Origin of the sequence: Corynebacterium phocae (assembly GCF_008693075.1) — a bacterium.
Taxonomy (GTDB): Bacteria; Actinomycetota; Actinomycetes; order Mycobacteriales; family Mycobacteriaceae; genus Corynebacterium; species Corynebacterium phocae.
In genome coordinates this window covers 261618-277194 of sequence record NZ_VXKJ01000043.1, presented here as the reverse complement: position 1 = coordinate 277194, position 15577 = coordinate 261618, and the positions used below count along the sequence as shown (strand labels likewise).

General features: G+C 59.9%; 26 protein-coding genes. 25 read left to right on the top strand and 1 reads right to left on the bottom strand.

The window, feature by feature from the left end; translation table 11 throughout:
- Positions 1–55 precede the first annotated feature (55 nt).
- The 7 genes from F4V58_RS07975 to F4V58_RS07950 all read left to right on the top strand — a co-directional run bounded on the left by F4V58_RS07975 (position 56) and on the right by F4V58_RS07950 (position 4608).
- A complete protein-coding gene (locus F4V58_RS07975; protein ID WP_075734914.1) occupies positions 56–631 on the top strand; it encodes a hypothetical protein in 576 nt (191 codons plus the stop codon).
- Positions 632–634: 3 nt separating this feature from the next.
- The gene (locus F4V58_RS07970; RefSeq protein WP_075734912.1) at positions 635–1672 is read left to right on the top strand and encodes an AAA family ATPase; all 1038 of its coding nucleotides are present in this window, start codon (positions 635–637) and stop codon (positions 1670–1672) included.
- A gap of 75 nt (positions 1673–1747) precedes the next feature.
- Positions 1748–2116 (top strand): hypothetical protein, encoded by a 369-nt coding sequence (locus tag F4V58_RS07965; protein WP_084559734.1) that lies wholly within the window; start codon positions 1748–1750, stop codon positions 2114–2116.
- Positions 2117–2974 (top strand): helix-turn-helix domain-containing protein, encoded by an 858-nt coding sequence (locus F4V58_RS07960; RefSeq protein WP_075734910.1) that lies wholly within the window; start codon positions 2117–2119, stop codon positions 2972–2974.
- A 16-nt stretch (positions 2975–2990) separates the two neighbouring features.
- A complete protein-coding gene (locus tag F4V58_RS12530) occupies positions 2991–3437 on the top strand; it encodes a hypothetical protein (protein WP_075734908.1) in 447 nt (148 codons plus the stop codon).
- Between the two features lie 28 nt (positions 3438–3465).
- Positions 3466–3930 carry a single-stranded DNA-binding protein gene (locus tag F4V58_RS12525; RefSeq protein ID WP_075734906.1) on the top strand — a complete coding sequence of 155 codons (465 nt, stop codon included), beginning with the start codon at positions 3466–3468 and terminating at the stop codon, positions 3928–3930.
- A 99-nt stretch (positions 3931–4029) separates the two neighbouring features.
- Complete coding sequence (locus F4V58_RS07950) at positions 4030–4608, top strand: WhiB family transcriptional regulator (protein WP_075734904.1); 579 nt, start codon at positions 4030–4032, stop codon at positions 4606–4608.
- A gap of 9 nt (positions 4609–4617) precedes the next feature.
- On the opposite strand, the gene F4V58_RS12520 is transcribed toward F4V58_RS07950, so the two are convergent.
- Entirely contained in the window at positions 4618–4788 is a 171-nt protein-coding gene (locus F4V58_RS12520) for a hypothetical protein (RefSeq protein ID WP_157105772.1), read from the bottom strand.
- Between the two features lie 49 nt (positions 4789–4837).
- On the opposite strand from F4V58_RS12520, the gene F4V58_RS07945 reads away from it, so the two are divergent.
- The 18 genes from F4V58_RS07945 (at position 4838) to F4V58_RS07860 (ending at position 15359) form a co-directional block, all read left to right on the top strand.
- Positions 4838–5227: a hypothetical protein gene (locus tag F4V58_RS07945; RefSeq protein ID WP_245802967.1), complete on the top strand. Its 390-nt coding sequence runs from the start codon at positions 4838–4840 to the stop codon at positions 5225–5227.
- Between the two features lie 157 nt (positions 5228–5384).
- On the top strand, positions 5385–5558 hold the full coding sequence (locus tag F4V58_RS12515; RefSeq protein WP_157105771.1) for a hypothetical protein: 174 nt from the start codon (positions 5385–5387) through the stop codon (positions 5556–5558).
- Entirely contained in the window at positions 5555–6028 is a 474-nt protein-coding gene (locus F4V58_RS07940; protein ID WP_075734902.1) for a hypothetical protein, read from the top strand. The genes F4V58_RS12515 and F4V58_RS07940 overlap by 4 nt, the downstream gene beginning before the upstream one ends.
- Positions 6029–6551: 523 nt before the next feature.
- The gene (locus F4V58_RS07930) at positions 6552–6893 is read left to right on the top strand and encodes a hypothetical protein (protein ID WP_075734900.1); all 342 of its coding nucleotides are present in this window, start codon (positions 6552–6554) and stop codon (positions 6891–6893) included.
- The gene (locus F4V58_RS07925) at positions 6890–7261 is read left to right on the top strand and encodes a hypothetical protein (protein WP_075734898.1); all 372 of its coding nucleotides are present in this window, start codon (positions 6890–6892) and stop codon (positions 7259–7261) included. Before F4V58_RS07930 ends, F4V58_RS07925 begins: the two co-directional genes overlap by 4 nt.
- The gene (locus F4V58_RS07920; protein ID WP_075734896.1) at positions 7262–7582 is read left to right on the top strand and encodes a hypothetical protein; all 321 of its coding nucleotides are present in this window, start codon (positions 7262–7264) and stop codon (positions 7580–7582) included.
- Positions 7579–7920, top strand: a complete 342-nt coding sequence (locus F4V58_RS07915; protein ID WP_075734894.1) for a hypothetical protein — start codon at positions 7579–7581, stop codon at positions 7918–7920. The genes F4V58_RS07920 and F4V58_RS07915 overlap by 4 nt, the downstream gene beginning before the upstream one ends.
- Positions 7910–8329, top strand: a complete 420-nt coding sequence (dut, locus tag F4V58_RS07910) for a dUTP diphosphatase (RefSeq protein ID WP_075734892.1) — start codon at positions 7910–7912, stop codon at positions 8327–8329. The genes F4V58_RS07915 and dut overlap by 11 nt, the downstream gene beginning before the upstream one ends.
- Positions 8330–8331: 2 nt before the next feature.
- Positions 8332–8694: a hypothetical protein gene (locus F4V58_RS07905; protein ID WP_075734890.1), complete on the top strand. Its 363-nt coding sequence runs from the start codon at positions 8332–8334 to the stop codon at positions 8692–8694.
- Positions 8676–9239 (top strand): type I-E CRISPR-associated protein Cas6/Cse3/CasE, encoded by a 564-nt coding sequence (locus F4V58_RS07900; protein WP_075734888.1) that lies wholly within the window; start codon positions 8676–8678, stop codon positions 9237–9239. The genes F4V58_RS07905 and F4V58_RS07900 overlap by 19 nt, the downstream gene beginning before the upstream one ends.
- Positions 9236–9967 (top strand): hypothetical protein, encoded by a 732-nt coding sequence (locus tag F4V58_RS07895; protein ID WP_075734886.1) that lies wholly within the window; start codon positions 9236–9238, stop codon positions 9965–9967. Before F4V58_RS07900 ends, F4V58_RS07895 begins: the two co-directional genes overlap by 4 nt.
- Entirely contained in the window at positions 9968–10363 is a 396-nt protein-coding gene (locus F4V58_RS07890; RefSeq protein WP_075734884.1) for a hypothetical protein, read from the top strand. It abuts the gene before it with no gap.
- Positions 10363–11217, top strand: coding sequence for a hypothetical protein (locus tag F4V58_RS07885; protein ID WP_075734883.1), 855 nt, complete (start codon positions 10363–10365; stop codon positions 11215–11217). The genes F4V58_RS07890 and F4V58_RS07885 overlap by 1 nt, the downstream gene beginning before the upstream one ends.
- Positions 11214–11810 carry a hypothetical protein gene (locus tag F4V58_RS07880; protein WP_075734881.1) on the top strand — a complete coding sequence of 199 codons (597 nt, stop codon included), beginning with the start codon at positions 11214–11216 and terminating at the stop codon, positions 11808–11810. Before F4V58_RS07885 ends, F4V58_RS07880 begins: the two co-directional genes overlap by 4 nt.
- A gap of 320 nt (positions 11811–12130) precedes the next feature.
- A complete protein-coding gene (locus tag F4V58_RS07875) occupies positions 12131–12718 on the top strand; it encodes a class I SAM-dependent methyltransferase (RefSeq protein ID WP_150385750.1) in 588 nt (195 codons plus the stop codon).
- Positions 12693–13466 (top strand): phosphoadenosine phosphosulfate reductase domain-containing protein, encoded by a 774-nt coding sequence (locus tag F4V58_RS07870; protein ID WP_084559731.1) that lies wholly within the window; start codon positions 12693–12695, stop codon positions 13464–13466. Before F4V58_RS07875 ends, F4V58_RS07870 begins: the two co-directional genes overlap by 26 nt.
- 235 nt (positions 13467–13701) lie before the next feature.
- Positions 13702–14118 carry a helix-turn-helix domain-containing protein gene (locus F4V58_RS07865; protein WP_075734875.1) on the top strand — a complete coding sequence of 139 codons (417 nt, stop codon included), beginning with the start codon at positions 13702–13704 and terminating at the stop codon, positions 14116–14118.
- On the top strand, positions 14115–15359 hold the full coding sequence (locus F4V58_RS07860) for a PBSX family phage terminase large subunit (RefSeq protein WP_075734873.1): 1245 nt from the start codon (positions 14115–14117) through the stop codon (positions 15357–15359). Before F4V58_RS07865 ends, F4V58_RS07860 begins: the two co-directional genes overlap by 4 nt.
- Positions 15360–15577: the final 218 nt, after the last annotated feature.

The window sequence follows — 15577 nt, the reverse complement described above, 5'->3', positions numbered from 1 at the left end:
TCATGGCGGCAACCCATGAGCGGGACAAAAGTTCCACCACGAAAGGACAATCACAATGGAACAACCCAAGAATACCCCCGTAGTACCAGAACGCGACCTCGCAGAGAAGGTACTCCTACAGGCCGCGGTGCTCAAAAAATTGTACGCAATCCACCAGGACCACAAAGACGCGTTCACAAGGCAACTGGAGCCCGGCGACAAGCGCACCATCAAAAACGCCCAGGGCCTTGCCCTTGGCTCCATCTCCAAGAGCGTGCCCAACAAGAAAGCAGTTTGTGAAGACCCCGCCGTACTCATGGCCATGGCCATGGAGCAAGGCGTGGAGATTCTTGACGGCCTACCTACAGAAGGCGACGATAGGTATATCGAGATTGTGGACTTCCTCATCAAGCACCAACGGGAGGACCTGCTTGTGCCAGAGATTTCCCCCGCCGATCACAAGGAAATTGCGGACGGCGTACTAGAGAAGTGGCAAATCACCGGTGAGCTACCGGCCGGATGGAAAATTAAAGAAGCCTCAGCGCCCCGCGTTACCGTATCGCCGGGGCGTACCAAGCCAGTCAAGGCCGCAATTGACCACCTGGTCAAGAAGGCCGGGACCGTGCTTGAGCTTGAGAGTGGGGAGAAATAGCGTATGGACTTTCAGACGCGTAAGCCGTCCGGGAAAGCCGCGTTCCCACTAATCCTCCTAGCCGGGGTTGAGGGGGCGGGCAAAACCTGGGCAGCAGTAGAAGCCACCGGTATGGAAGAAGTTGGCCGGGCGTTCTTCATCGAAGTTGGTGAGTCCCAAGCAGACGCCTACGGGGCGGTGCCCGGTGCGGACTTTGAAATCATCGAGCATGACGGCACCCTCGGGCAGATTAGAGGGGCCATTCAGTGGGCTGCGCAGCAACCCGCACCGGACGGGAAATACAACATGCTGATCATTGACAGCATGACCGAAATCTGGGGCCTGCTCCAAGACAACGCACAGGACGAAGCGAACCGCAGGGCCCGGAATCGGGGCAAGAACGTCCCCGAAGAAGGCGCGCGGATCACGATGGACTTGTGGAACAAAATCAAGGAGACGTGGGGCGGTATCCTCTCCCAGTGCCGGCAGTTTAGGGGGCCGGTGTTACTCACCGCCCGCCTGGAACTGGTCACCGCGATGGACGATAAGGGCAACCCCACCAGGGACAAGATGTGGAAGGTTCAGGCGGAGAAAAACCTCCCGTTCCATACTCAGGTTGTTCTTCATGCCCGGCGCCCTCGGCAGTGGACGATGACGAAGATCGCCACGACCGTGCCGGAGTTGCAGCTGCCCGTGGGCGGGGAGATGGCCTTCAAGGACTTCGCGGTGGCGAAGCTGCTTACCGCGATGGGAGTGGGGCCGGATACTCCGGCAACGTCCTACGTGGAGACTCGCGTGGACGGCCAGTTCAACGATGAGGTGCAGCAGCAGCGTGAGGAGCAGGAAAACCGCCGGCAGTATGTCAAGCAGGCGGCGGAGAAACTTATGCAGCTTGAGCAAGCCGGGGACTTCGACAAGATCCGGCAGGGTATCGCCTTCTATGACCAGCGCGGGGATAAGGAACTTATTCAGATGGCCACTGCCACGTTAGAGCGCATGACAGCAGCACAAGGGTCGGGTGAAGTCGTTCAGGGTGAGGTTGTGGACGGCCCACCACAGTGACCCGTGACCATCAGTGAAGCAGGCCCCAGCACACGGGGCCTGCTTCTTTTGTGCCTACAGAAAGGAGATTTGGGCGTGAAACGTAGCTCTATAAGGTCCCGTCCGCGCCGGGGTGGGGTCATGCCTACCCAGGTTTATGAGGCGGTGATGATACGGAACGAAGGGAGGTGTGAAGCCGGATTGAAGTGCTGCACCGGACTGGCTCAGGAGTGGCACCACCGTCAGCGCAGGCAGCAGGGAAACGACACCATACCTAACGGCGCGGCGTTGTGCTCCGCATGTCACCGCTACATCACAGACCACTCACCGCGCGAAGGCCGGGACCTAGGTTTGATAGTCCACTCCCACCACCCCAACCCCGCAGAGGTGCCGATGAGTGTTCGTGGCCGGTGGGTAATCCTTACCGAGGACGGCAGCTATGAGCCAGCACCGGAGGTGGTGTAGGTGAACATTACGGTTCAGGGGCATACCGGGTGGGTGTCTTACCCGGTAAATATCTTCCGCTCTCGGCTCCCACACTCTACCGTCCATCTGCTGGCGAACCTGCTTACTCATGCTGAGGGGTTTCATGCCAGCTACTCCACCATCAGTAAGCAGACTGGCATGGCCAAGGGGACAATTTCCACGGCGTTGAAGAACCTTCAGGCGTTGGGGGTTGTGACCATCTCGAAGGAGTCTCCGCAGGGAGATAGGTGGCAGCGAAACCACTTCGTTTTCCATGTGGATAGGTTGTGGCAGTTGACTCCGGAGGTGGTGGAGGAACGTCTTGGAAGCGGAGTTTCCGGTTCAAAAATTGAACCGGACAAAAATTGCACCGGTTCAAAAATTGAACCGGGCTCCGGTTCAAAAATTGAACCGACACCGGTTCAAAAATTGAACACCAAGAAAGATCAAGGATCAACATCAACCAAGGAGGATCAATCTATAGCTCATTCCCGGAAAAATTGGTTCGATGACTTCTGGGAGGTTGTGCCCCGCAAGACGGGCAAGGGCAAGGCCCGTGAGGCATGGAAACGCGCTCTCAAGAAAGCAGACGCTGAAACCATCATTGAGGGCATGATCCGCTACCGCGATGACCCGAACCGGGAAGATGAGTTCACCAAGCACCCGGCCACGTGGCTTAACGGCGAGTGTTGGGATGATGATCCCCTCCCGGCGCGTGGTAGTGCCCGTCAGTCGGAGACGCGCCCTGCATCGTTCCTAGACGTCTTAAGGGAGTCTTGGGAACAAACAGGCGTGGAAAGCCCCCCGGCCCTACAGTCGGACGAACAGGCCCCATTTTGGCCACCGCTAGAGCCATGAGGGGAGGTGATATGAAATGCAATGGAGGCAAAAGCAGGCATTAGCCGCTGCCGTCCTTGAAGCAGGCAAGCGCCTAGCGCCGGACAGGTTCCCGCAGCCGTCCCAGGAGACCATCGACATCTGGGCGGAGGTGCTAGGCAGTATCAGTGTCCCGCCGGAGGTGTGGCCGGAGGCCGTCAAGGTGTGGGCCAGTGATCTTGCTGGCCCGCGTATGGTTACGCCCCGCGAGATTAAGCAGGCCACGAAAGTGGTGCTCGACAGGTGGGAAACCAACCCGAGGTACCGGCCTCGGTTGCGGGCTTGGCGGGAGCAGCGCAGGGAAGAGCGCGACCGCCAGCTCAAAGCTGGCACATTCGCACAGGTGCGGGGATACACCCCCACTCAGTCGGAACTACCACGCCCCACCCTCCCGGAGGGGTTTGGGGAGCAACTCAAGAAGAACCTGGCAAAGCGTCAGGGTTAAACCACAATCAAGATTGGAGGTGCCACTCGTGGCACACGTTTCACTACAGGGCAATCTCGGCAAGCAGCCGGAACTTAAGTTCTCGAAGGATGGCAAGGCGTACGCGAATTTTAGTATCGCGTGGTGCGAGCGTCAGAAGGTTCAACAAGGTTGGGTAGACGGCCCGCTGATTTGGGTACAGGCGGTGGCGTTCGGCAAGACTGCCGAGGGTGTTTGCCAGCTCGATAAGGGCATGAGGGTGAACGCTACTGGCCGGTTGAAGGCGGAGGATTGGCAGTCGAATCAGGGGCCGCAGACAGTATTCAAATTGGAGGTTGAGAGTATCGGCCCGGATATCACGTTCCAGGACGTGCAGGTTCGCAAGCGGGAGCGGAACGACCAGCAGCAGGGTGGCCATGCTCAGCAGCCGAGTGGTCAGCAGGCCGATCCGTGGGGTGGGCAACCGGCGTCAACCGGCGGGTTTGGTGGTCAGTCTGCGGCACCGCCGTTCTAGCCCCGACAGTAGCCCCCATTGTGTATCGCGGGGTATCGCCAGGTAACGCGGCGTATCGGGTGGTTGGTTTTGTGGCTCTAACCAGCAAAACTAGCCCTCATGCCCCGCCCCGCCTGCGAAAACACAAAAAACAAGGCCTTCAGCAACCCAACAAAAGCAACCCCCCAAGCCGTCCGCGCTGCCCAAAAAATCTGCCACCACTGCCCACTACTCAAGGCGTGTGCCAAGGACGCCCTCACGTCCGGCACAACCCTCAGCGAGGACTACCGCGCCCCCGCCAGTGACGTAATCCAGGCGGGGGTTATCTGCACCGGCGACGATGAGACCGCTAGACGCCTCTCAATCATCGCCGGGGTAGAAACCCCCACCTACCGCCGAGAGCGCCCCCAGCGCCCAATTATCGGCTCTAAACGGGGCGATACGTGCCGCCACTGCAACCAGCCAATGATCAAGTGGAATAGGCATGAGCAGCAACCGGACGGCTACCGCAAGCACTACGCACGGGGGTTCTGTGAGCAATGCAGGGGGCCGTACCGGGAGTGGAAGAAGGCCAACCCTGCTGCGGATACACCCCGGGGGCTACGCAAGCCACTAGACCGCAAGCGACATTCAGCGCCACCACGCAAGAAGGGCGTTCCTACTGTCCAGCTTGCCTTATTTGACACGTCAACGACATGACCAGAGTCCCTACAGAAGGGCTAAGAAGTGACCACCCAAGACCGAAATGAATTGCGCCTGCAGGCTATACGGGAACTCAACCGCGCAGGAGTAGAGAATATCACTCCTTGCCTGGTTGATTTCCTCGTTGGCCTTGAGTTGCAGGCCAGAAACGGAGTACCTAATGAGCCTAGAGGGCATGACTTACCTACAGCGGGTTGGCCTCCCTTGGACCAAACCACCCCTCAGTATGAACGATAGGGGAGCCAGCCGGGGAGCGACCTACGCCAAAGCCCAAAAAATCAATGAGATACAACACATCATCAGTCTGCTGGCGCGCCGGGTCACCATGCCCCCCAACCACGCGTACCTCATCGTTCAGCTCAACTACCGGCCCCGCGACAACCGGCGCCGGGATACTGACAACCTGATAGCCACTGCCAAGCCGATTTATGACGCACTCGCTGGTGGCAGTACAAAAATTCCTGGCCTGGGCATAGTCCCAGATGACACGCCGCAGTACATGGGCAAGCCGGAACCTATTATCTGGCCAGCCAAGAAGGGGCAGCCCCCCGTAATGTGGCTTGACCTTTATTCGGCCCCGCAGCCACCACACCCCTACGGAGGACTAGCCGCATGACCGCACCACTATTCCAGGTACCACAAGGGGAGGAAGTGCAATGCCACCGCTGCCTAGCCATCAGCCCCAACCTCTATGTTCACACGATTAACCATGCGTTCCCGGAGACGGGGCCGTGTGGCTGGCAACAAAGAGACGCCTACAAGAAGGAGCAACAATGCAAGACGTCCAGACCTACTTAGTCACCATCGAGCTCACCACCACGCCGGAGGAACTCCGCAATGCGGTGGATGAGCCTGTCACCCGCAACCAGCAAATAACTGGCATGATAACCACAGCACTCACCCCTCACGCGGAGGTAGAGGTTCTTGCCATCGAGGACCTGACATGACCCGTCAAGCTGACCTCGCTAAGGCCTATGAGCAGTCCACGTCCTCCCGCCGTGCCAGCAGTGACGGAGTAGTCACCACGCCGGTGGAGGTCGTGGACTTCATCAACCGCTCCGCCTGGCAGCAAACCAGGCAGCGGTTTGGCGTGGACCTCGACCACGGGCGCGTCCAGTTGATTGACCCGTTTGCCGGCACCGGAATCTTCTTCGCACGCCTACTCGAAACAGCACCTCCAGACAAAGTGCAGGGCCTAGTCAACAACATGTTTGGCCTAGAAGTTGACCCAGCTGCTGCTGCCATCGCAGACAACAACATCCGCCAGGTTGCCCAGGAATGTGGGGCAACACCACCAGACCGGCCCCTAGTCATCTGCGCCGACACCTTCGCCATCCCAAACGACCAGGACATCCCCGCCCTGTTCGACCAAGTACACCGCACAGGCACACACCCCTACCAGCCAAAAGGAGAATGAAAATATTGACTGACACGCCCGTCTTTCAGCCCGGCTGCACACCAACCTGTGCCCAGCCGGAGTACAAAGCCCAACACCTCTGGGACGACATCGACCAGGTGAACTACCTGGGGGAGCGGGAAGACCGCGAAACCTACGCAACAACCCTCTGCCACACCTGCCCAGCCCTCGCAGCGTGCGAAACCTACCTCCGCGAATGCGAAGCCGCCGAAGCCCCAGTAGCCGGCATAGTCGCCGGACGGCGCTACATCGCAGGAGCAAGAACCTGCGTTGACTGCGGCGAGCACAAGCTCATCACAGCCCGCGAGCGGTGCTCCACCTGCTACGCACGAATGCACTACCACAAGAAGAAAGCCCGCAACGCACAGAAAAAAGTACCCTGCGGGGACTGCGGGAAAAAGAAACCCACCTACGCCCGGGGCCTGTGCCGTGGCTGCTACAAACGCCAACGAACACCCCCCATGATTACCTGCTCAGGCTGTGGGCAGGACAAGCCCCATGAATCGAAAGGAATGTGCCGCCCATGCTACGACAAAATGAGGCTCCATACCGCGACTTCTACGACTATCTCACAACCCGCGTAGTCGAAGAACTCACACACCTCACCGACCAGGAGGTCATAACCCTTGACTCGTGGCTACACATCCTAGGCGTAGAGGTCACCACCTACACCCGCACCGGGCTACACATCAGCGTGTCCCTGCCCGGGGCCAGGGAGTGCTATGGCGTGGCTCTTATCAGCACGCCAGGCCAGGAAGGCACTCCGCACTACCTCGAATATTTCCCACCTACTCCGGAGCACCTCGACATGGTGCTCCGCACCATCAACACCATCACCCACAGACTCGAAGGAGACCACCAATGACTACCATGACCGCCGCCCCCGACTGGCGCAATGAAAATGACGATGAATACCTACAGAAGTGCCGCTGGGTCCGTGACGTCCTGATGGCGGTGGCAGAAATCAGCAACTGCGAGAGCCACGATATCCCCACAGATCTGACCGAAATGCGGTTCAGAATCATCACCCTAAAGATGGCCAACCGGAACAAAATTGAAGCTCTGTGGCACGGCCATGACTCCCCCGTGAGAATGGAGTTCATAAAGTACACGCCGGACAACATCTTCAAATTGGGCACGCCAGAGAAGGCAATTGCGTTCCTGTCTGTTCGTAAAGACCTGGGGATGGAGAGGGCTATCGCAGCTGCAACTCCACTCGTGGAGGCCCTGTAGATGGAGACCATTGCACGCTACAAACTCGAGCTCAACCACGCGGAGGAAGACATCAAACGCCTACGGCGCGCCCTACTCTGCTGGCGTGTCCTGACAGTTGTGCTAGTTACTGGCCCACTCATCCTAATGGCTACCAGTGCCATCGAGTGGATGCTCGTGCACGCCATCAGCCTCCCCGCAGCCATTTGGTGCCTAATCTCACATTCCGTCCGCACAGATGACCTCTCGGACGCCCGCGACCGCGCCCGCGCCAAGGAAATACGCCTCGCCCTCGCCCAAGCCCAATGGCAAAAACAACTACTCGAAGGAGAAACACCATGACCACCGCAACACTCGAACGCCCCACTCGTCAACGCACCGGCGCGCCTAAAACCGCGTGGATAATCCGGCAGAACCTTCCGGAGTTTCGGGGAGAAGCGCACCTCTGGGCCACCTCAGACAGCAAACGCTTCATCACGTCATACACCCGGCTCAACACCGGCACCATGTGCCGCCCCATGTACCTCATGGAGACCATGTGTTTCCCAGCCAACAAGGACGGGGAGGTTGTGGACTGGCTAGAAACCGCAGGCCTACGCATGAGCGAGCCTGCTCACCGCGAAGTAATCGAAATGACCGGATACACCCCCATCAGCAAGGAGACCCCCAATGCGCTTTAAGAAGTTCTACCCAGAAGCCGCTACACCTACCCGCGCCACCGATGGTGCAGCAGGCTACGACCTCGCAGCCCTCGGAGACATCACCATCAAACCAGGGCACACCGACATGGTCACCACCGGCATAGCCGCCGAAATACCCCACGGCCAGGTAGGACTGTTGTTCGTCCGGTCCAGCGTTGGCTGGCAAGGCCTCTCACTACCCAACGCCGTGGGCGTCATTGACTCCGACTACCGGGGGCAAATATTCATACCCCTCCACAACCGTAAAGACCGCCCCCTCACCATCCGCCACCACGAACGCATAGCCCAACTCGTAGTCCTACCCTGCGGCACCTCAGACGTGGAGCTAGTAGACAACCTCACCGACACCCAACGCGGCGAAGACGGATTCGGAAGCACAGGAGAATGACCATGACACCAAAGGAACTAGCCGAGCTGGCTGACTACATAGCGTCCGAGCTGGCATTATTTGCCGGAATCGACACCGCGAAATGGAACAACCACGACCCGGTGCGCTACGGGGTTACCGTGGACCTGCCTGATGAAGTGGAATTCCGGGTAGGTATCCCGATGGAGCCTGCCGATGGTCTAGATGGGCTGATGGAAGTTGTGTTTAATATCTACACGGAGGGCGATTTCCCCGAGCGTGAAATCTGGTGCCCGCCAACCCGGGAGTTTGCGGACCTCGCTATCCGCCTTATCGGGCAGGGCGTTCGTGTGATGTATGACGGGGAGTACCCGAAGGGTGGTGTCGCATGCTCACAACAACCCTGACGCTCAACTCCCACGCCCGGGGGCTGGTGCGTGACTCGCAGGCACTCCACCGCACGCTGGCGTTCGCTACTGGTGGCCAGCACCTGTGGGGTTTACCTGATGACCACCACCTGGTGGTGCGCCACGAGGCTGCCATCGACTGGGTGGCGCAGCTGCCAGGTATCCTCCGGCAGGCTGTGACCACTCCCACGGAGGTACCCGTCACGGGGGCTCCGGTGAGGTGGGCCATCATCGCCAACCCAGTGAAGTCACTGCCCCGGCCAGGAGCAAAGCGCGGCAAGCTCGCGCCCCTCGACCCGCAGAGCTATGGGGCGTGGATTGAGCGCAAGCTCTCCCCAGCACTCAACCCAAAATTTATCCGGGCGGAGCACCTACCGCCCGCCATCGGGCGCAAACCCGGGGGCCGTACGACTCACCATCGTGCCATGCTCACTGGCACTGCCACGGTGAAAAATCAGGCACAGCTCGAGCACCTGCTCACCACCGGCGTTGGCCGTGGCAAGGCCTACGGCTGTGGCCTGCTACTGATGGGAGAACCAGCATGACAGCAGCACAAACCCTCATCTGGGAGACCGCTGGACGCCCCTCAGTGGAGGGAGCTAAAGGCAAGCTCCTCAAGGATATTCCGGGGCTCTGCGCCATCACTGGCGAGATGTCGGAGCGCACAGCGGACGCTGGACGCGCCCTGGGGGCGAACTTCACTGACCGCTCGCTGTGGCAGGCAGAGACTGACCGCGTAGGCCACGCAGCTCTGTGGTGCTGCTCCGGCAAAGGGGCACACTCTCCCCGCATGTGGACGTGGGTGTGCACACCTGGCCGGGAACTGCCCGACAGTGTGCCCAAGGCCCCGCTGCACGTGCCGTACCTGTGCCAGACCAACCGGTCACACACCCGCCCGGTGATCGACATCCTCATGTACCCGCCAGCAGGCGAGTGGGTTGTGTGCATCGCAGTCAGCGGCCAAAAACACGTGCTGCCCTACGCGCGTACCAACTTCGGCGCCGGGCAGTGGACAATCCGCATGGAGGACACCACCATCACCGCCACACCAGACACCTGGAAGACGGTGTTCAGTCATGCGCTGGCACTGCGCCGCCTCGGACAAAACGACCAGGCCATCAAAACCGGCGCACCCACGTTCATCAAGACCCCGGAGCAACTAGAGCAGTGGAAACACCATACTGACCTACTCGCCCCGTACCGTAGCGCCCCCATCACTGACCTGGCGCTGTGGTGTATCACCAAACCCATCATCGAAGGAGATGACTACTAAATGACCACCGTAAACCCCGTGGACCTGGACAAGGCCACAATCGACCTAATTTTTATCCTGCGTGACAGCCTGACTGATAACGGCCCTAGTCGCATGGAGTTCTGGGCAGACCGCGCCACAACCGCCATCGCGGCAGCAGCGGCCGGAGCAGAATCCTTCGGGCAGGCCGTCACCATCGCGGCGCACAAGCTGCAAATCGACACTCTCACTGCGGCGGCGTCCAAGCGACTCAAGACAGTCGCCGAAACTCTAGAGCCGAACTTCCAGGAGTGGGTCACCCACGTAGACAAGACCCTGGTCTACATCGTGGCCCTCGCCAAGACGGAAAACACCATCCGTAAGGAAGAAAAAGCAGCAAAAAAGTCCAACACCAAGTCTGAGGAGGCACCATTCTAATGACCACCATCAACCCACAACCTAAGTTCTCTATCCCACTCAACGTCACCTTGCTCAGCCCCCTGCACCACGGCGCAGGCAGCCAGGGCAACACCAGCGTCCTGCGCACCCAGGACGTCATGCAGCCAGACGGCACAGTCGCCCGCGTGCCGTTCCTATCCGCTGCCTCTATCCGCCACGGGCTGCGTGACGCGTTCGCCTGGCACCTCGTCAAAACCCTCGACATTGAGGAGGGCACACTGTCGAAAACCCTCGTAGACCTACTCTGGTCCGGCGGAGCGGTCACCACCACCGGCTCACGCACCAACCTTGACACCATGCGGCGCGTCCGGCAGTATCTTCCCGCACTGTCCATGCTCGGCTACGCAGCCCAGTCCGACATCATCGAGGGCACACTCCGCGCCTCCGACATGATTCTCGTCTGCGCAGAAAACAACCACCGCACCACCCAGCAGTCCGACAAGCGCGCCGGGGCGTACCGCACAGAGGAGTTCGGTACCCGCCACGACAAGGCCAGCACCCCAGCAGGTGCCTACATCGAACTCGCAGCAGGGGAGGAGCTCACCACCTCCCAAATGATTTGGGATACCCAGTGCATTATGGTCGGAGCCACGATGGAGGGGCAACTGTCGCTGACTCGAGCAGCCACCTCGGAGCACGTGTCCGTACTGCTAGCATTGCTGGCGCATTGGGCCCCGGAGGGTGAGGTGCTCCTCGGGGCGAAAACCGCGCAGGGCTACGGACATGCCCGCCTAACAACCGCCATTGATGAGGTGTCTGCAGAGGACTACACCCAGACAGTCCTGGACAACAAAACCGAGATTATGGAGCTACTCGAGGAGCTAGCAAAGTGACCTCCCTCACCGTCACCGCGCACCTCGACAGCCCCATCATCGGAGACCTAGGCCCCCTCGATAGTGTCCTCGCATGGGCCTGCCACCAGGAAGCCACACGCGCCGGGCAGGAAGTACCACCCATCACCCCAGAGCACTGCCACGACTTCGACCTACCCCTAGAAAAGTGGGAGATAGGTGGCTACTGGGGCTGGTGCACCAGCGCACCCCTCGACACCCCGCACCACTACTCCAGTGTGGAGATACGCCGCAGACCAGCGGCCACCGCAATGAGCATCTACACCAGTGACCGGGAGCACCACAACGGGCTCGGCCCCACCAAGGCCCGCAACGTCACACTCAGTGCCCAGCACTACCCCTCCGTGTCCTGGCACGTAGAAGCAACCGACCACGGCCGACTACAGGCTCTACTCGGGTATGTCACGCACCTCGGAGCGCGTCACCGCAACGGATTCGGGCATATCACCCAGTGGGAAACCCAACTAGGACCCAAAGGCGGGTGGATTAAACGCCCACTCCCCGCACGCCACGGCACTACACGCCGGGTACGCGCCCCCTACTGGCACCCAACCGAAAGGACACCATGCACATAGCCAGCGGCAGCCGCGACAGTAACGGCAAGTGGCACGCTGACAACCCAGAGGACTACCCACCCCTCGACACACATGGGCAACTGCCCTGGTCAGTCCTGGACCAGTCCGCAGGACACTGGCGGAAACGAGTGAAGTGGTGGCGAGACCAAGGAGTCGACGACATAACCCCACGACTACACGCCCCTGCAATGATCAACACCGGCAGGCACGGGACGAACAGCAAGGGAGTCTCCCGCTTCGACCCGTTCCTCACGGAGCTACTAGTCACCTGGTTCAGCGCGCCCGGCGACAAGGTGTTCGACCCATGCGCAGGCGGACCAGTGCGCGGTATCGTCAGCACCTCCCTTGGGCGCATCTACACCGGAGTGGACCTGTCCAAACCCCAAATCCTGGCGAATGAACACGTTGCCCAGCAGTGGGACCTCAACCCCCGCTACATCCACGGAGACGGGAGGGTACAACACCTCAACGTAGGGGAGCACGACTTCGTACTAACCTGCCCGCCGTATCACAACCGGGAACGCTACAACGCCGGAGATGGAGACCTCTCCATGATGAAGTGGCCCGACTTCCTCACTGCACACAGGGAGCTAGTGGAGCGGTCAGCGGAGGTTCTCGCAACAAACAGGTTCTGCGCCTGGGTCATCTCCGATGTACGCGACTACAAAGGCCACTACCGAGGGCTACCCGCCATCGCAGCCCAACACATTAGAGACGCAGGCCTGCACATCACCAACGACCTAATCCTCATGGAGCCCGGCGGACTGCGAGCAAAAACCATGAGAGTCCCATGGACAGCAGCACGCACAACAACCCGCCGACACCAACACATCATCATCGCGGTCAAGGGCGACCGGCGAGAAGCCACAGAAAGGATAGTCAATGCTCATACCCAGCCCCCGGCTTAAACCCCGCGACCTAGAACACTGGCGAATACTCGAACGCTACGACCACCACCTAGGCGCACACATGGCCACCAAGGAACACAAGGCCCTCACCCGTATCCGAGAATGGGCAGACAGCGGCCCCGGAGTGTGCTCCGTCTCATGGGGCAAGGACTCCACCGTGGTCGCTCACCTCACCGCCATATCCGGCGTTGACGTACCCATCGTGTGGGTAAGGTCAGACCCCTACGAAATGCCGGAATCCGAGGACGTGCGAGACGCATTCCTCACCATGCACCCCAACATTCGGTACGAGGAACGAGTAGCCACCCTCCGCAACCCCAAGCGCGGAGAACCCGGCTACGAGCAGCACCAAATGAACCCCAACCGCAAGCACCAGGACGTACTCAAGGAAAACATCACCGAGCGGTACATCTCCGGCGTCCGCGCCCAAGAATCACGCATGAGACGACAGTCCGCGCGCTGGCACGGCGCAGTCTCCAAAAACACCTGCCGCCCAATCCTCGACTGGACAGGAGAAGACGTATTCGCCTACCTTGCAGCACACAACCTCCCCGTCCATCCGGCCTACGCCATGAGCTACGCAGGCACCCTAGACCGCAGGTGGATACGAGTACACCCACTGTGCTCCCACCATGAGGAGTCTGGTATCCATGGCCGCGACATGGCCAGCTGGGAAGATGACTACTACGGCGACTACATCAGCCGGGCAAGAAACGCCCGCACCAACCAACAAGGAGGGGAGGGGTAGGCAAGAGTTAACCCCCGCCGGTGGGCACCAGGAGGGGGTGGATGCGCAGGATAACGCTACTGGCAATAATAGTACCCCTTGGTAGCGATAACACCCCCACAGTCCCCCGACTGATGGGGTTTCCTGCGTTTTAGAGACGACCTGACCGCCACCCGAAACACGGCACCCTAAACCCTGGACAACCATCAATAAAGGTGGACACAGGAGGGGTGGACAAACCGCCAGAAGGGACAGCATGGGACGCAAGCGAAAAAGCTTCACAAAAGACCGCCGCGAACGAATGCGAGACGCACTACTCCTCCGTGAAAAAGGGCTAAGCTACGCTCGCATAGCCGAAGAGATTGGAGTATCAAGCTCCCAGGCATACGAGGACGTTCAAGACGCCCTGGAGGAAATTACACGCGAACCCGCCGAACACGTCCTCGTGCTCGAACTGCAGCGCATAGATCGTATGTGGGAGGCGTGCTACAAGAAAGCCCTAGGAGGGGACATTAACGCCATGGCGCAGGCCCTGAAACTCATGTCCATGCGTCTGAAGCTCAATGGCCTGGAACGTATCAACGTTCGAGATAACACGGCGGACGAGTTGCAGGCCGAGAAGTTCCGAATCTTTGATGCGATAAGCCTGGAAGATTTAGGGGCCGAGGAATGAACTTAAGCCGCCGCCAGGCCGTGGCGATTAAGCGCTCTCGCCACTGGGTGAACCTCTGGTATGGGTCCGTGCGCTCCGGGAAGACCCACGCGTCCCTGTTCGTGCTGGATAGGTTCATGTGGGAGCGGTCGCAGCAGCCGGTGCAATCCGGGACGGTGCTCATCGTGGGGCTATCGACCAACACGGTGTGGCGAAATATATTCCAACCATTGCTCACCCATCAGGATTACCAGCACGCAGCCCCGCACATACGGTACAGACAGAACGCACCCTCTGGAACCATGTACGGCGTGCCGTTCTCCGTGGTCGGGGCGAACGATGAACGTTCCTGGCTTAGTATCCAGGGCATGACAGTGGCGTTCTGTCTGGGCGATGAGGTCACAAGCTGGCCGGAGTCGTTCTGGAACATGCTTCTCACGCGTCTTTCGCTCCCAGACTCGTGGTTCCTGGGGACATGCAACCCGGGGACGGCTAATCACTACCTCAAAAAGGTGATTGACGGTGGCGACCCGGACTTCCACACCGAGGTCATGCTACTGGAAGAAAACCCGACTCTTAGCCGGAAATACATTGACCGCCTGAAGCGTACCTACACCGGCTTGTTCTACCGCCGCATGATCCTGGCGGAGTGGGTAGCAGCAGAAGGGGCCGTGTTCCAGGGGTGGGACGAGAAGTTCATGGTCGCACCATCCCCCTCAAACGCCACTGTGCTGGCCGTGGGTGTGGACTATGGTACTACTCACCCCTCGGCTGGGTATGCTCTTGGAGTAGACCCGCAGGGTGGGCTGTATATCGTGGCGGAGTGGTCACCGAACACCACGCCGGGGGCGAGTACTACGCAGGCCCTCACGGACGCCCAGCTGGGCGACAGCCTAGAAGAATGGTTGGCAGCACTCCCGAACCCGCCGCGCTTCCTGTACGTAGACCCCGCCGCGAAATCACTCCGCCAAGAACTCCACACCCGAGGCCTCATCAACCACCGCGCCGATAACGCCGTGGTGCCAGGTATCCGCACCGTGGACTCACTACTCACCGGGGGGCAACTCAAGATTGACCCGTCATGTAAACAGCTGATTAATGAGCTGCCGGAGTACCGGTGGGACGCCAAAGCCACCGAACGTGGGCAGGATAAGCCAGTGAAGGAAAAGGACGATCACGTGGACGCCCTGCGCTACACCGTGTTCTCGTCCCGACACTTGTGGCGCAGGCTCGTGCGAGACCCCCTCAATCTGACCGCCTAACCTGCCAGCGCACAATAAGCCCCGTGGTGCCCCCAGCTTGTGCGAGAGCCGGAAGGTGCCACGGCGGGGCGTGTCTGCTGCCTGATCCACAGCGCAAGTTCCTCCCATGATGTTCCCATGTTCACTGCGGGGCGGAGGGGGATACTGGCACGCCCCACACACCGGGGTCTGACCGCGCCGGGTGGGGGCGTACAACAGCAGCAGAACCCTGCGAATCA

What these genes read in the sequence shown, in the direction of transcription:
- F4V58_RS07975 (WP_075734914.1), top strand. Translation starts at nt 56, where the DNA reads ATGGAACAACCCAAGAATACCCCCGTAGTACCAGAACGCGACCTCGCA.
- F4V58_RS07970 (WP_075734912.1), top strand. Translation starts at nt 635, where the DNA reads ATGGACTTTCAGACGCGTAAGCCGTCCGGGAAAGCCGCGTTCCCACTA.
- F4V58_RS12530 (WP_075734908.1), top strand. Translation starts at nt 2,991, where the DNA reads ATGCAATGGAGGCAAAAGCAGGCATTAGCCGCTGCCGTCCTTGAAGCA.
- F4V58_RS07950 (WP_075734904.1), top strand. Translation starts at nt 4,030, where the DNA reads ATGCCCCGCCCCGCCTGCGAAAACACAAAAAACAAGGCCTTCAGCAAC.
- F4V58_RS12520 (WP_157105772.1), bottom strand. Translation starts at nt 4,788, where the DNA reads ATGCCCTCTAGGCTCATTAGGTACTCCGTTTCTGGCCTGCAACTCAAG.
- F4V58_RS07945 (WP_245802967.1), top strand. Translation starts at nt 4,838, where the DNA reads ATGAACGATAGGGGAGCCAGCCGGGGAGCGACCTACGCCAAAGCCCAA.
- F4V58_RS12515 (WP_157105771.1), top strand. Translation starts at nt 5,385, where the DNA reads ATGCAAGACGTCCAGACCTACTTAGTCACCATCGAGCTCACCACCACG.
- F4V58_RS07940 (WP_075734902.1), top strand. Translation starts at nt 5,555, where the DNA reads ATGACCCGTCAAGCTGACCTCGCTAAGGCCTATGAGCAGTCCACGTCC.
- F4V58_RS07930 (WP_075734900.1), top strand. Translation starts at nt 6,552, where the DNA reads ATGCTACGACAAAATGAGGCTCCATACCGCGACTTCTACGACTATCTC.
- F4V58_RS07925 (WP_075734898.1), top strand. Translation starts at nt 6,890, where the DNA reads ATGACTACCATGACCGCCGCCCCCGACTGGCGCAATGAAAATGACGAT.
- F4V58_RS07920 (WP_075734896.1), top strand. Translation starts at nt 7,262, where the DNA reads ATGGAGACCATTGCACGCTACAAACTCGAGCTCAACCACGCGGAGGAA.
- F4V58_RS07915 (WP_075734894.1), top strand. Translation starts at nt 7,579, where the DNA reads ATGACCACCGCAACACTCGAACGCCCCACTCGTCAACGCACCGGCGCG.
- dut (WP_075734892.1), top strand. Translation starts at nt 7,910, where the DNA reads ATGCGCTTTAAGAAGTTCTACCCAGAAGCCGCTACACCTACCCGCGCC.
- F4V58_RS07905 (WP_075734890.1), top strand. Translation starts at nt 8,332, where the DNA reads ATGACACCAAAGGAACTAGCCGAGCTGGCTGACTACATAGCGTCCGAG.
- F4V58_RS07900 (WP_075734888.1), top strand. Translation starts at nt 8,676, where the DNA reads ATGCTCACAACAACCCTGACGCTCAACTCCCACGCCCGGGGGCTGGTG.
- F4V58_RS07895 (WP_075734886.1), top strand. Translation starts at nt 9,236, where the DNA reads ATGACAGCAGCACAAACCCTCATCTGGGAGACCGCTGGACGCCCCTCA.
- F4V58_RS07890 (WP_075734884.1), top strand. Translation starts at nt 9,968, where the DNA reads ATGACCACCGTAAACCCCGTGGACCTGGACAAGGCCACAATCGACCTA.
- F4V58_RS07885 (WP_075734883.1), top strand. Translation starts at nt 10,363, where the DNA reads ATGACCACCATCAACCCACAACCTAAGTTCTCTATCCCACTCAACGTC.
- F4V58_RS07870 (WP_084559731.1), top strand. Translation starts at nt 12,693, where the DNA reads ATGCTCATACCCAGCCCCCGGCTTAAACCCCGCGACCTAGAACACTGG.
- F4V58_RS07865 (WP_075734875.1), top strand. Translation starts at nt 13,702, where the DNA reads ATGGGACGCAAGCGAAAAAGCTTCACAAAAGACCGCCGCGAACGAATG.
- F4V58_RS07860 (WP_075734873.1), top strand. Translation starts at nt 14,115, where the DNA reads ATGAACTTAAGCCGCCGCCAGGCCGTGGCGATTAAGCGCTCTCGCCAC.